The sequence below is a fragment of the Micromonospora aridisoli genome (genome assembly GCF_056150025.1).
Genome location: NZ_JAXCFK010000004.1, coordinates 220,062 through 233,232, shown reverse-complemented (window position 1 = coordinate 233,232; position 13,171 = coordinate 220,062). Strand labels below are relative to the sequence as shown.

General features: G+C 74.4%; 11 protein-coding genes. 7 read left to right on the top strand and 4 right to left on the bottom strand.

The genetic code is table 11. The features are described 5' to 3' along the window. The first annotated feature begins 47 nt into the window (after window positions 1-47). Together SM447_RS10495 and SM447_RS10490 are read left to right on the top strand one after the other, a co-directional pair. Window positions 48-785, top strand: coding sequence for a phosphatase PAP2 family protein (locus tag SM447_RS10495; RefSeq protein ID WP_474572809.1), 738 nt, complete (start codon window positions 48-50; stop codon window positions 783-785). Window positions 786-794: 9 nt separating this feature from the next. Next, window positions 795-2,021 carry an APC family permease gene (locus tag SM447_RS10490; RefSeq protein ID WP_474572560.1) on the top strand — a complete coding sequence of 409 codons (1,227 nt, stop codon included), beginning with the start codon at window positions 795-797 and terminating at the stop codon, window positions 2,019-2,021. Window positions 2,022-2,039: 18 nt separating this feature from the next. Here the strand turns inward: SM447_RS10490 and SM447_RS10485 are convergent, their stop codons facing one another. Beyond that, window positions 2,040-3,824, bottom strand: coding sequence for a potassium channel family protein (locus SM447_RS10485; protein WP_474572559.1), 1,785 nt, complete (start codon window positions 3,822-3,824; stop codon window positions 2,040-2,042). A gap of 100 nt (window positions 3,825-3,924) precedes the next feature. On the opposite strand from SM447_RS10485, the gene SM447_RS10480 reads away from it, so the two are divergent. The 3 genes from SM447_RS10480 to SM447_RS10470 all read left to right on the top strand — a co-directional run bounded on the left by SM447_RS10480 (window position 3,925) and on the right by SM447_RS10470 (window position 6,827). After that, window positions 3,925-4,407 carry an MSMEG_6728 family protein gene (locus SM447_RS10480; protein WP_474572558.1) on the top strand — a complete coding sequence of 161 codons (483 nt, stop codon included), beginning with the start codon at window positions 3,925-3,927 and terminating at the stop codon, window positions 4,405-4,407. A 124-nt stretch (window positions 4,408-4,531) separates the two neighbouring features. Next, complete coding sequence (locus SM447_RS10475) at window positions 4,532-6,058, top strand: hydroxysqualene dehydroxylase (RefSeq protein WP_474572557.1); 1,527 nt, start codon at window positions 4,532-4,534, stop codon at window positions 6,056-6,058. A gap of 325 nt (window positions 6,059-6,383) precedes the next feature. Beyond that, window positions 6,384-6,827, top strand: a complete 444-nt coding sequence (locus SM447_RS10470; protein ID WP_474572556.1) for an HNH endonuclease — start codon at window positions 6,384-6,386, stop codon at window positions 6,825-6,827. 234 nt (window positions 6,828-7,061) lie between these two features. On the opposite strand, the gene SM447_RS10465 is transcribed toward SM447_RS10470, so the two are convergent. Further along, window positions 7,062-7,829 carry an enoyl-CoA hydratase/isomerase family protein gene (locus SM447_RS10465; protein ID WP_474572555.1) on the bottom strand — a complete coding sequence of 256 codons (768 nt, stop codon included), beginning with the start codon at window positions 7,827-7,829 and terminating at the stop codon, window positions 7,062-7,064. 213 nt (window positions 7,830-8,042) lie between these two features. On the opposite strand from SM447_RS10465, the gene SM447_RS10460 reads away from it, so the two are divergent. Both SM447_RS10460 and SM447_RS10455 read left to right on the top strand, forming a co-directional pair. Next, a complete protein-coding gene (locus SM447_RS10460) occupies window positions 8,043-9,167 on the top strand; it encodes a glycosyltransferase family 2 protein (protein WP_474572554.1) in 1,125 nt (374 codons plus the stop codon). Next, window positions 9,154-10,269, top strand: coding sequence for a glycosyltransferase (locus SM447_RS10455; RefSeq protein ID WP_474572553.1), 1,116 nt, complete (start codon window positions 9,154-9,156; stop codon window positions 10,267-10,269). Before SM447_RS10460 ends, SM447_RS10455 begins: the two co-directional genes overlap by 14 nt. Window positions 10,270-10,370: 101 nt before the next feature. Here SM447_RS10455 and SM447_RS10450 read toward each other — a convergent pair whose 3' ends face one another. Both SM447_RS10450 and SM447_RS10445 read right to left on the bottom strand, forming a co-directional pair. Then, complete coding sequence (locus tag SM447_RS10450; RefSeq protein ID WP_474572552.1) at window positions 10,371-12,137, bottom strand: hypothetical protein; 1,767 nt, start codon at window positions 12,135-12,137, stop codon at window positions 10,371-10,373. A 67-nt stretch (window positions 12,138-12,204) separates the two neighbouring features. Then, a complete protein-coding gene (locus SM447_RS10445) occupies window positions 12,205-13,164 on the bottom strand; it encodes a hypothetical protein (RefSeq protein ID WP_474572551.1) in 960 nt (319 codons plus the stop codon). Window positions 13,165-13,171: the final 7 nt, after the last annotated feature.

Below are 13,171 nucleotides of genomic sequence, written 5' to 3'. Positions count from 1 at the left end.
CCGGTAGCGTGAGCGGGGTGCGGAAGACGACACCGGTACGCCGGAGCATCCGCCTGACGCCGGTACGCCCGGCCGGCTGGTGGTTCGACGCCCTGCTGCTGGCCGCCCTCGTCGGACTCACCGCGGCACTCGCCGCCGGCTGGTTCTTCGACCTCGACCGGGCGGTGGCCGACTGGGCCGACGCACACCGCCCCACCGCCGCCCGGTGGATCGCCGTCGTCCTCAACTTCCTCGGTCAGGGCACCCCGCTGACACTGATCGCGGCCGGCCTCGCCCTGCTGCTCGCGATCCGGCTGCGCTCGGTGCGCCCCCTGCTCGTTCCGGTCGCCGCCTTCGTGCTGACGAATCTCACCATCGGCCCGCTGAAGGTGTGGACCGCCCGCCCGGCGCCGAGCGCGAGCGTCAAGGAACCGTTCCTGCCGCCGGAGCGGACCCTCCCGCTGTTCCAGGACGACCTGCCGGTCCGGTTCGCCCAGTCGTACCCGTCCGGGCACGTCGCCAACGCGATCGTCTGGTACGGCGTACTCGCGCTGCTGCTCGCTCCGCTGCTCGCCGACCTCGGCCGGGCCCTGCCGCGCCGGCTGGTGCCCGCGATCCGGCTCGTGCCGCCGACCGTGGTGCTGTGCACCACCACCTACCTGGGGTGGCACTGGCTGACCGACTCGGTGGCCGGGCTGCTGCTGGGACTGCTGCTGGACCGGCTGCTGCACCGGGTGCCCTGGGACGACCTGCCGCTGCCCGGCCGGCTACGGCGCTGGGACCGGCCGTTCACCCGACCTGTCTAGGCTGCGGCCGTGGATCAACTCGCGCGTCGGCTGGGCGTACCGGACGCCGTGGTCATCGGTCTGGGGTCGATGCTCGGCGCGGGCGTCTTCGTGGTCTTCGCCCCCGCCGCAGCGGCGGCCGGCGGCATCGGCCTGCTGGTAGCGCTGGCCCTGGCCGGCTTCATCGCGTACTGCAACGCGACAAGTTCCGCCCGGCTGGCCGCCCGCTATCCCGAGTCCGGCGGCACCTACGTCTACGGGCGGGAGCGGCTGAACCCGTTCGCCGGTTTCCTCGCCGGCTGGGGCTTCGTGGTCGGCAAGACGGCAAGTTGCGCGGCGATGGCGCTGACCATCGGCGCGTACCTCTGGCCGGGGCAGGCCCGGTTGGTCGCGGTCGCCGCCGTCGTCGCGGTGACCGCCGTCAACCTGCGCGGCGTGGCGAAGACCGCGACCGCCACCCGGGTGCTGGTGCTGGTCGTGCTGGCGGTACTGACGCTGGTGGCGGTGGCCGGCGCGACCGACGTGTCGATCGGCCGGATCGATCAGCCCGGCGGCTCCGCCCGGGGCATCCTCACCGCCGCCGGCCTGCTCTTCTTCGCCTTCGCCGGGTACGCGCGGATCGCCACCCTCGGTGAGGAGGTACGCGACCCGGAGCGGACCATCCCCCGGGCGGTGCCGCTCGCACTCGGCGTGGTGCTGGTGATCTACCTGGTGCTGGCCGTGATCGCCCTCGGGGTGCTCGGGCCGGACCGACTCGCCGGGTCGGCCGCACCACTGGCCGACGTGGTGAGCGCGGCCGGGCTGCCCGGCCTGGCGTGGGTGGTCCGCGTCGGGGCGGCCGTCGCGGTGACCGGGGTGCTGCTCTCCCTGCTGGCCGGCGTCGGCCGCACCACCCTCGCGATGGCCCGCCGCAGGGACCTGCCCGCCGCGCTGGCCGCCGTGCACCCGGTCCACCGGGTGCCGCACCGCGCCGAACTGGCGGTCGCCGCCCTGGTGATCCTGGTGGTCACGCTCGGCGACGTCCGCGCCGCGATCGGCTTCTCCAGCGTCACCGTGCTGGTCTACTACGCCATCACCAACGCGGCGGCGCTGACCCTGGGACGGGAGCCGGCGCGGAAACTGCCGGTGCAGGCGCTCGCTCTCCTCGGGCTGCTCGGCTGCATCCTGCTCGCGGTCAACCTGCCGCTGGCCAGCGTGCTCGCCGGCTTCGGCGTACTAGCCCTCGGCGCCGCCTGGTACGCCCTGCGCTACCGCTGACGCGCTGTCGTGGACGGGTCAGTGCCGACCGTCGCGCGGTGCCGGCGCCACCGTCGGGTCCGGTTCCGGTGGCGGCGGTGCCGTCTCGCGGAGCAGGGCGTTCAGGCCGGCGCGCCGGGCCACCACGGTCAGCCGGTCACCCGCCATGATCACGAGGCGCCGGTCCGGTGACCAGTCGTAGCGTTGGCCGACGCGGGCGTGTGCGAGCAGGCGTACGCTGCCGGGCCGTCCGACGGTGGCGAGGGTACGACCGTCGAGGGCCGACCCGGCCGCCACCGCGACCTCGGTGACCAGCAGGGCGTGCCGGCCCACGGGGATGGTGGCGATCACCGCCCGGTCCAGCAGCGCGGCGGCGAACGACGGCGCTGCCAGGTAGGAGACGCTGCGCGAGGTACCGATGCCGAACGCCTGCTGCACGCGTTCGGCGAAGTCACCGTCGAAGAGGCGCAGCACCACCCGGAGCCGGTCGTCGAGGGCGCGCGCGTTCAGCGCCGCCCGCAGGTTGGCCCCGTCGTCGGTGGAGACCACCACCAACGCCTGGCAGGTCGCCACCGAGGCGGCCCGCAGCGTCTCCTCCTCGGCCGCGTCACCCACCACCAGCGGCACGCCGAGCCGTCGGGCGAGCCCCGCACCGCGCGCGTCGACGTTCTTGTCGATGGCCACCACCTCGACGCCGAAGTCGTTGAGCTGGGCCATCACCCGGGTGCCGATGTTGCCGAGCCCAACCACCACCACGTGCCCGGAGCGTTCGGGCAGGATCCGCCCGGTGTGCAGGGCCAGCCGGGCCCGGACCACCCCGTCGACCACGACCGCCGTGATCAGCGGGATCAGCGCCAGTCCGGCGAGGTTGAGCACCACCTGCATGACCTGCTCGGCGGCCGACTTGGCGGTGTCCGGATCCTGCCCGGTGAGGGTGGTGACCAGGGTCAGGTACAACGCGTCGGCCCAACCGACGTGTGCGGTGGCGGCGTACAGGCCGCCCAGCGCCGCGACGATGGCCAGCAGCACCAGCACCGCGACCCCGATCTTCCGGGTGGCGAAGCTGCGGATCGCGCGCAGCACCATCGCCACCGGTCGCCGTCGCCGCCGCGCCCGACGTAGCCGCCGGGCGGCCAGTTCGGTGCCGGCCGGACGGCCGACGGCCTCGGCGAGCACCACGTCGGCGTCCCGGTCGTCGGCGGGCAGCACCAGTTCCTGCTGCGGGTCACGGGTGTCGGCCACCCCGCAGACGATCTCGCTCGGTCGTACGTCGTCACGGCGGGCCACGTAGAGGGTGCGTCCGCCGTGCCGGAAGTGCGTCGGGGCGACCTCCCCGAGCGCGGCGGCCACGAAGGCCGGCGCGGCCATCGAGGCGTCCGAGAGCACCGCCGAGTCGGGGAAGATCTGCCGTACGCCGTTGGCCAGGCCGGTGTTGAACATCCGCACCACCAGGCGCAGCCGAGGCTCCACCTCCTGCGCGCAGAGCGCGGCGTGCATGTTGCCCACGTCGTCCTGGTGCAGCAGGGCCAGCCCGGCGGCGTCGACCAGCCCCGCCCGGCGGAAGGTGACCTCGTCCAGCCGGTCGGCCCGGATCACCTCGATGCCCGGCAGGTCACGGCCGTCCGGGCCGGGAGAGCGCCGCCGGTCCGGCACGATCAGGGTGATCCGCACCCGGCCGGCCTGCGTCTCGCCGGCGAGCATCGCCCGCACCACCCAGTAGGCGAGCGGATCCTGCCCGCAGACCACGTAGTGTGCCCGGGACTCCCCGTTGACCCGCAACCGGCGGCCGGCCCGCCGGGCCCGGTCGAGCAGCGGCTCCGCCATGCCCCGCATGGTAGTCAGCCGGTCGCAGCCCGCGCAGCCCGTCATGATCGTGGTGGTCCTCGTCCGGCATGTCCCGGCCGACGACGGGTAGGGCAGCAGCATGCAGACCTTCCTGCCGTATCCGGACTTTCTGGCCAGCGCCCGTGCGCTGGACCAGCGACGGCTCGGCAAGCAGCGGGTGGAGGCGATCCAGGTGCTGCGCGGGCTGACCCGGGCCACGTACGGCTGGCGCAACCACCCGGCCGTGAAGATGTGGGCCGGGTACGAGGAGGCCCTGACCCGGTACGGGCTGGACGTCTGCACGGTCTGGTGTGCGGCCGGGCGGGCCGACACCTGCGCCACCACGTTGACCGTCGACCTGGCTGCCGCCTGTGGCGTCGAGCAGGTCCGCACCCAGCAGGAACTCGCCCTCGCCGGGGAGCTGCCGCCGTGGCTCGGCCGGACGGAGGTGCACCTGAGCCACCGTTCGTCACTGCTGCGCAAGGATCCGGCGCACTACCGCCCCATCTTCGGCGACGACGTCCCCGACGACCTGGACTACGTCTGGCCCGCCTCCGACCGCCCCCGCCGCTGCCTGCGGTGAAAGGAAGGGCCCCCTGTTAACGCCTCGTGAGGTACTCGGGCCCCTTGTTAACACGGGACTGTTAAAAAGGGGCCCTTCCTTACACCTCGGGCAGACTGGGCAGAGTCGATCGGGAGGTTCGCGGATGGCGCTGTCGCAGCTGGTCGGACGGGTCATCGGCGTACGCCGGCACACGGTCGACCCGGGCGGTGGTGGCGCCCCCCGCGTGCCGCACCCGGTCACCGCGGTGGTCGTGGGCGGCGGCATCGCCGGCATGTCCGCGGCGGTGGTGCTCGCCGAGCGCGGCGTCGAGGTGACCCTGCTGGAGGCCGCGCCGACCCTGGGCGGGCGGCTCGGCGCCTGGCCGGAAACCCTCGCCGACGGGACCGGCCAGGTCAATGAGCACGGCTTCCACGCCTTCTTCCGGCAGTACTACAACTGGCGGAACATCCTGCGCCGGGTCGACCCGGCCCTGCGTTTCCTGCGGGCCGTGCCCGGCTATCCGGTGCTCAGCGCGCGCTGGCCGACCGAGGAGTTCGGGCGGCTGCCGCCCGCACCACCGGCGAACCTGCTCACCCTGCTCGCCCGCAGCCCCAGCCTGCGCCTGCGTGACCTACGCGGGATGGACCGGGACGCCGCACTGCCGCTGTTGGCGTACGACCCGGTGCGCACCTACGCCGAATTCGACCACACCACCGCCGACGAGCTGCTCGACTCGTTGCGGCTGCCCGACCGGGCCCGGGCGATGCTCTTCGAGGTCTTCTCCCACTCGTTCTTCAATCACGAGGCGGAGATGTCAGCCGCCGAGATGATCGCCCAGTTCCACTTCTACCTGCTCGGCAACCCCGAAGGGCTAGCCTTCGACTGCCCTGACGAGGACTACGCCACGTCGATCTGGGGTCCGCTGGCCCGTCACGTGGAGCGGCACGGCGGCCGGATCCGCACCGCTGAGCCGGTGACCCGCCTGCACCGCGGCCCGGACGGCTGGCAGGTACACAGCGCCGAAGGCACGTACCGGGCCGGGCACGTCGTGCTCGCCGTCGACCCGCCCGCCCTCGCCGCCCTGGTCGCGGACTCGCCCTCGCTGGCCGAGCGGGCCCCGGCGCTGGCGGCGGCGATGCCCGCTTACGGTAGGCCCGGTCCTCCGTACGCGGTCGCCCGCTACTGGTGCGACGGGGACGTCGACCCGGAGCGGGCGATCTTCAGCGGGGTGTCCCGACAGGCCACGCTGGACTCGGTGACGCTGTACCACCGGCTGGAGAACGAGTCCCGCCGCTGGGCCGAGCGCACCGGCGGGTCGGTGATCGAGCTGCACGCGTACGCCTGCGAGCCGGACGTGCCCGCCGGCGAGCTGGCCGAACGGATGCGCGCCGAACTGGCCGTGCTCTGGCCGGAGACGGGTCGGCTGCGGGTACGGGAGCTGCGTGCCCGGGTCGAGGCGAAGGCACCGGCGTTCGCGCCGGGCGGCCAGGCCGGGCGGCCGGGGGTGCGCACCGACGCCGCCGGTCTCTATCTGGCCGGCGACGGTGTCCGCACCGACTTCCCCAGTGCGCTGATGGAACGCGCGGCGGCCACCGGAATCCTCGCGGCGAACCACATCCTGCGGGCCGAGGGCGGTACGGCCGAGCCGGTCCACTCGGTCCGGCCGCGTGGTCTGCTCGCCCGGCGCTGACGGTCGGTCGTCGGCCCGCCCGGCGCTCGTGGTCGACCCGGCCATCGAAATGCGTTGCCGCCTCACCTCGGCCGCACCTACCGTGATCGCGCAAGGTCAACCGCCGTTCCGGGAGCCCGTCATGTCGATGCCGCACGTCACCACCGCCGTGCCGGCGTGCCGTGCCGGCCTGCGGATGCCGGGCGGTTGGCGCCTCGAACACCCCCAGGGTGGCAGCCCCGGCTGACGCGTACCGCCACACGCCGAGCCGCCCACCCGCACCCGGGTCGGGCGGCTCGTCGCCGTTCCGCCCGCAGATCCGCCACCGTCATGGAGGGAGACACCGGTGGACGCCGTCCTCGTCATCAACGCCGACCTCGGCCCGCTGCACCGGGTCACCGTCCAGCACGCGATCCGGATGCTCTGCCGCCGGGTCGCCGAGATCCACGAGGCCGTACCGGACCGGGTCATCGGGGTGTTCCCGGTGCCCCGGGTGGTCCGGCTGGTGCGGTACGTGGTGACCCGCTGGCGGTTCCGCTCCGCGCCGGCCTGGTCCCGGGCCGGGGTGTTACGCCGGGACGGCCGGTGCTGCGCGTACTGCGACGGACCGGCCGACACCATCGACCACGTCCTGCCCCGCTCGCGCGGCGGCCGGAACACCTGGAACAACACGACGGCCGCCTGCTACGCCTGCAACCAGCGCAAGGGCAACCGTACGCCGGCCGAGGCGGGCATGCCGCTGCGGCGCGTACCGGTCGTGCCGAGCTGGGCGGCGCTGGCCGGGCGGTGACGGGCCGGGCCGGCGGGCACAGGGGGCGGCGTCGGGCACCTTCCGGCGCGGCGCCCGCCGGCCCCCGACCCGTCAACCGGGGCGCTGCTGTCACCGCCAAGGGACGGGCCCGACGCCCGCCGGCCCCGAGGCTGACCTCCGCGTGGCGGCTCAGCCTCGGGCCGGCGGCGTCCAACCGAAACGCGTGGGAGCTCAGCCTCGGGCCGGCGGCGTCCAACCGAAACGCGTGGGAGCTCAGCCTCGGGCCGGCGGCGTCCAACCAAAGCGCGGCGCGCGGCGCTCGTGGAAGGCCGCCACGCCCTCCCGGGCCTCGCCGCTGGCCCGCACCTGACCGTGCCACCAGGCCACCCGGGCCTCGTCCGCCCGGCCGTCGACGATCTCCTTGGCGGCGGCGACACTGAGCTGCGACCGCTCGACGATCGCGGCGGTGAGCCCATCGACCCGGGCGGCCAGCTCAGGGCCGGGCAGCACCTCGTCGACCAGGCCGATCCGCAGCGCCCGGTCGGCGGCCACCAACTCGGCGGTGAAGAGCAGGTGCTTGGCCGCCGCCGGGCCGACCAGCCGGGCCAGCCGGTGGGTGGTGGGAGCCGGGTAGACCAGTCCCAGCCGGGCCGGTGGTACCCCGAAACGCGCGTCGGTCGCGGCTATCCGCAGGTCGCAGGCGACCGCCAGCTGGCAACCGCCACCGACGCAGGCACCCTGTACGGCGGCCACGGTCGGCTTGGCGAAGGCGGCCAGCCGCTCCTCCGCCGCGACGGCGATGCTGCCGTCACCGGCCGCCAGCAGCTCGTCCAGGTCACCCAGATCGGCGCCGGCGCAGAAGGTGCCGTCCGCGCCGGTGAGCACCACCACGCGTACCGCCGGGTCGGTCTCCAAGCCGTCGAGCAGCACCGGCAGCCGCCGCCACATGGCCGGCGTCATCGCGTTGCGCCGGCCCGGATTGCGGATCACCACCGTGGCCACCGCACCCGCGACCTCGACGACCAGGTCCGCGTCCGCCACCGCCCACCATCCCTCCGCACCACGCCGTACGTCACCTGCGGCGACCCTAGTGCGGGTGGCTACCGCGCCGGGCGGGTGGGCCGGGTCCGGTCGCCCCATCCGACGACCGCCGCTGTACGCCTGATCGCCGCTCGGCATTCACCTCGGGGCCGTTCACGGCACCTAACGTCACCGTGCGCGCACGTCGTAGCCGGCACGAGTGAGCAGGTGGTCATGCCATCCACACCCGAGGTCAGCGTGGTCATCCCCACCTTCGCCCGTCCGGCGCTGGTGACCCGCGCGGTCCGCAGCGCTCTCGCGCAGACCGTCACCGACATCGAGGTGATCGTCGTGGTCGACGGTCCGGACGAGGAGACCGGTAGGGCCCTCGCCGGGATCGGTGACCCCCGGCTACGGGTGGTGGAGCTGCCCGGCAAGGGTGGCGCGCCCAACGCCCGCAACGAGGGCGTACGCGCGGCACGCGCCCCCTGGACCGCCCTGCTCGACGACGACGACGAGTGGCTTCCCACCAAACTGGCCGTCCAGCTGGACCTGGCCCGCGGCGCCGCGGTCGGCAGCCCGATCGTCGGCAGCCGGCTGGTCAACAGGACGCCCCGGGCGCAGTTCGTGATGCCCCGGCGGCTGCCGGAGCCGGGCGAGCCGGTCTGCGAGTACCTCACCGTCCGGCGCGGGCTGTTCCACGGCGACGGGTTCATCCAGACCTCGACCATCATGGCCCCGACCGAGCTGCTGCGCCGGGTGCCGTTCACCGTCGGGCTGCGCCGGCAGCAGGAACTCGACTGGACCGTGCGCGCGATCAGCCACCCGGACGTCGAACTGCTGATCGCCGACGAGCCGCTCGTGCTCTGGCACCAGGACGAGGACCGGCCCCGGATCAGCCTCAGCTCGCCGTGGGAGGCGCAGCTGGAGTGGCTGCGCGGGATCCGGCCACTGATCACCCCACGGGCGTACGCGGCGATCACGATGAGCATCATCGCCTCGATGGCCGCTCCCACGCGCAGTTTCCGGGTCTTCCGCCTGCTGCTCGCCGAGGCCCGCCGGCATGGGCGACCGAGCGTCCTGGACCACCTGACGTTCCTGCAGATCTGGCTGCTTCCGCCGCAGCTACGGCACCGGGTACGCGACCGGATCCTCGGCCGTGGCCGGCGCGGTGGCGGGACATCGGGCGCCCCGTCCGGAGCTGCTGACCCGACCGGCGCTGCTGACCCGAGCATGGCCGTCGCCGGGACCGGAGCCGCCGGCGGGACCGTCGCCGGTGCGCAGGTGCCCGCCGCCGGGTCGGCCGTGGCCGAGCAACGGGCCGGGAGCGCGGAGATCGGGGCCGATGTCCGGCGATAGGGTCGCCGTGATCTGGCGGAGCTGTCTGTTGCCCGGGTCGGAGACGTTCATCCGCCACCAGGGTGACGCGCTGGCGGCCTGGCACCCGGTCTACCTTGGCGCCGTCCGGGTGACCTCACCACTGTCCCGGGACAGTGACGTGGTGCTGTGCCCGGACACGTCACGCGGCCGGCGCGAGTGGCTGCGGTTGCGGCTGACCGGAGGCTCGCCCCGACTGCGGCGGCTGCTGGCCCGGCTGCGGCCCGACCTGGTGCACGCCCACTTCGGCGGGGACGGCTGGCTGGTCAGCCGTACCGCCGAGCAGCTGGGCATCCCGCTGGTGGTCACCCTGCACGGTCTCGACGTCACCCGGCAGGCGGCGGTACCCGGGCCGCGTGGCGTCCGGCATCGGCGGAACCTGCGGACCGTGTTCGACCGGGCCGCGCTGATCCTGGCCGTCTCCGGGGCGATCCGGGACCGGGCGGTGGAGCTGGGCGCGGATCCGGCGAAGGTGCGCGTACACCACACCGGGGTGCCGGTGCCGCCGGAGCCGGCGAGCGGGCCGAAGCGGTGGGACATGGTGTTCGTCGGCCGGTTCGTCGAGAAGAAGGGGATCGAGGACCTCGTCGAGGCGCTGGGCATGCTGCCGGACCTGCGCCCCCGCGTGCTGCTGGTCGGCACCGGGCCGCTGCACGACCGGGTACGCGTCCGCGCCGTCGAGTTGGGCGTGGACGCCACGTTCCCCGGTGCGCTGGCACCCACCGAGGTGATGCGGCACATCGCCGAGGCCCGGATCCTCGCGGCACCGTCACGAACCGCGTCGGACGGCGACACCGAGGGTCTGCCCACCACGATCCTGGAGGCGTTCAGCCTCGGCGTGCCGGTCGTCTCGACGTACCACAGCGGCATCCCGGAGGCGGTCACCCACGAGTCGAACGGCCTGCTCGGCGCGGAGGGAGACCGGACCGCCCTGGCGGCCAACCTCCGCCGCCTGCTGACCGACGCTCCGCTCCGCGACCACCTCGGCAAGGCGGCCCGCCACCGCGCCGAAACCGACTTCGACCTCCACCAGCAGACCCGCCGCCTGGAAGCCCTCTACGACTCCCTGCCCCTCCCCCGCTGACCCATCCTTGCCGATCATGCAGTCATGGCGCCCGTAGGGTACCCTTTGACACCTTTTGCCAGGTGCCACAACTGCATGATCGACGTGGCGGGGTCGGGTGTTCAGTCGGTGGGGCGGAGGCGGCGGACGGCGGAGCGGGCGGTGCGGCGGGCGGTACGGGCACCGGCGAGCAGCAGGCGGCCGGCGCGTGCGGTGGGGGTGCCGTGCAGCAGCGAGACGATCCGGCGCAGCCGTTTCAGCTCCTCGTCACGCTCGGTCAGCGTTTGTTCGTACCACGCGTGCAGGGCACGGGCCTCCGACAGTTCGCGGGCCAGCCGGTCCCGGTCCGCCAGCAGTTCCCGCCAGCCGCCGGCAGCGGCGCCACCGACGTCGTCGGCCAACGGCCCCGGCTCCCGACCGGCCAGCACGGTCAGGGTGGTCGCCAGCTCACCGGCCGGCCAGAGGTGGGCGAGGCCGGCGTCGATCAGCCGGGACGCCAGCCGCCGCAGCGCCACCGCCGGCTCGACGGCCCCGGCCAGGCCGTGCCAGGCGCCGGCCGGCGTGACCACCACCCCGTCCGCGGGTACCCCCGCCTCCGTACCGGACTGCCAGGCGGTGAGCAGCGCCCGCACCGCCGGCAGGTCCCGCCGCAACGACGCGGCCACCAGCAGATCCTCGACGGTACGCCCCGACGGCACCGCCTCGCCGTCGGCGAACCGCCAGCCCCCCGCCGGATCCGGGCGCACCTCCCGGAGCCGGCCGTCCCGCCCGACCAGTGCCGCGGCCGGTGCCGACCCGACCTGGCCGGTCGGTACCTCGTCGGCGTGCGCGTCGTGAGTGGCCTGGGTGCCATGAGCGACCCGGGCTGCGTGGTCGCCGTAAGTACCCTGAGCGGCCTGGCCGCCGTGAACGGCATGGTCGTGTGGAGCGGCCTGGACGCCGTGAGCGGGGTGGCGATCCGCTCGGGTTTCCGGGGCGGGCAGGCGCTCGGCGACCAGGATCCATCCGGGGGCGAGTTCACCCGCGACCCCGTTCCTGATGGCGGCGCAGGCAAGCCGAGCCGGGTCGGCCGGCAGCGGCGCGGCCGAGGCCGTCCCGTCGCCGTCAGGGGCCAACCCAACGCCCTCCGGGACCGGGCCGATGCCCGCCCACTCCGGACCGCCGCCCTCGGGGACCGGGCCGACGGCGCCGCGGTCGCCGTCGGTGAGCACGGCCTGGAGGAAACCGGTCAGCTCCGGGTCGGCGAGCAGGTCCGTGCCGAGCAGGGTGGCGGGTGCGAGTGGGGACGGGAAGGCCGCCCAGGTGCCGCCGACCCGCAGCCCGGAAGCCGCGAACCGGGCCCGCAGGCGGGGCGGACCGGCCGGCCGGGTGTCGTCGTACTCGCCGAGGGTCGCCCAGTCGGAGTCGGTGCTCGGCGGCGACGCCAGCAGTCGGTGCAGCCCGAGTGGATTGTCGACCCCGAGCAGCAGCCGGCCGCCGGGCTGTAGCACCGACACGAGCAGGTCGAACGCCTCACCCCAGGACAGTTGCGGCCCCTCGACGGAGCTGAGCCGGGCCAGCCCGTCCAGGGCGACCACGGTGTCGTACCGGGCCGTGCCGGCGAGCTTCTCCGGGCCGCCGCAGTACACCCGCACGCCGGGACGGTCGGCGTAGCGCGCGGCCAGCGTCTCGGCGTCCGGTAGCCCCCGCACCAGCACGGTCAGGTCGGCCGGAGGCAGCGCATCGAGCAACCCGGGATCGTGCGGCCCCGCCACCAGGGTGCGGCCCGAAGCGACGGAGAGCAGGGCGGCCAGCACCGACCCGCGTACCGGACCCGGACCGTGCGCGCCGTCGAGATCCGACCAGGCGAGCATCTCGCCGCCGATCAGGTGAACGGCTGCCTCGCTCATCGCCCCACCTCGCTACGCTCGGCACCGCAACAACGCGCCAGCCGAGTGCTTCGCCGGCTGCGCTCACTCATCGGCCGACCGCCGCGCCGTACCGACCATCCGCCGTGCCCGGCGGCGTCGCCTCGTCCCGTGCCGTGCCGCCCTGGTCGGCCCGGCTCTCTCGCCACCCGCCGGGCCCGGTCGGAACGGCCCGGTGCGCAGCACCGCCGCAGGTGGGCTCGGGCCAGCGGAACAGCCGGCGCAGCTCGGCCGGCGGCAGCAGGCGGTCGGCGCCCAACTCGGAGACAGCCATTTCGCGGGCGGCGTCCGGGTCCACCCGGGAGCCGTGCAGGACCGCCCACTGCCGGCGGATCCGTGGCTGGCCGCCCCAGATCGGTGCCTCACCGTCGAGCTGCATCGGGTCGCCGTAGACGGCCGGTTCGCAACCGGCGAGGATGCCGTAGAAGACCGCGCTGCACAGCCGGTTGGAGGCGACCCGGCGGTGCCGGCGCAGCTCGGCCAGCTGTCGGTGCAGGAAACCGGGATCGAGGTCGCGCCACCGGCCGCCCCGGTAGCCGTGGCAGACGACCCGGAAACCGGCGCGCTCGTAATGCTGGCGCACCCGCGTCGATCGGTACTCCTGCCAGTAGAGGCAGACCGTCACGGGCCCCGACTCGACCGCATGGATCTCGTCGATCAGCCGGCCGTGGTCGCCGACCACCCGCTGCCCCTCCCAGCCGTGGAAGGGGTACCAGATCGTCCCCTCCCGCTGTCGCGGGCCGTCCGGTTCCATCGCCAGCAGGTACGCCCACGGGGCGCCGACCACGTACGTCTGCCGGCGGCCGAGGGACCACGCCCGCCGGCGGGTCCGCTCCGACCAGAGGAACAGCGGCACGCCCGGCACGAACTCGTGGTCGTAGGCCATGCCGTCGCCGATGTTCCAGCCGTGCTGGAGGTAACCGTGAATGCGGGGCGGATCCCGGTCGTCGAGCCCGCAGTAGCGGGCCAGCACGTGGGAGTGCCCGTAGTAGTGGTTGGCGTGGTGCACGGTGGCG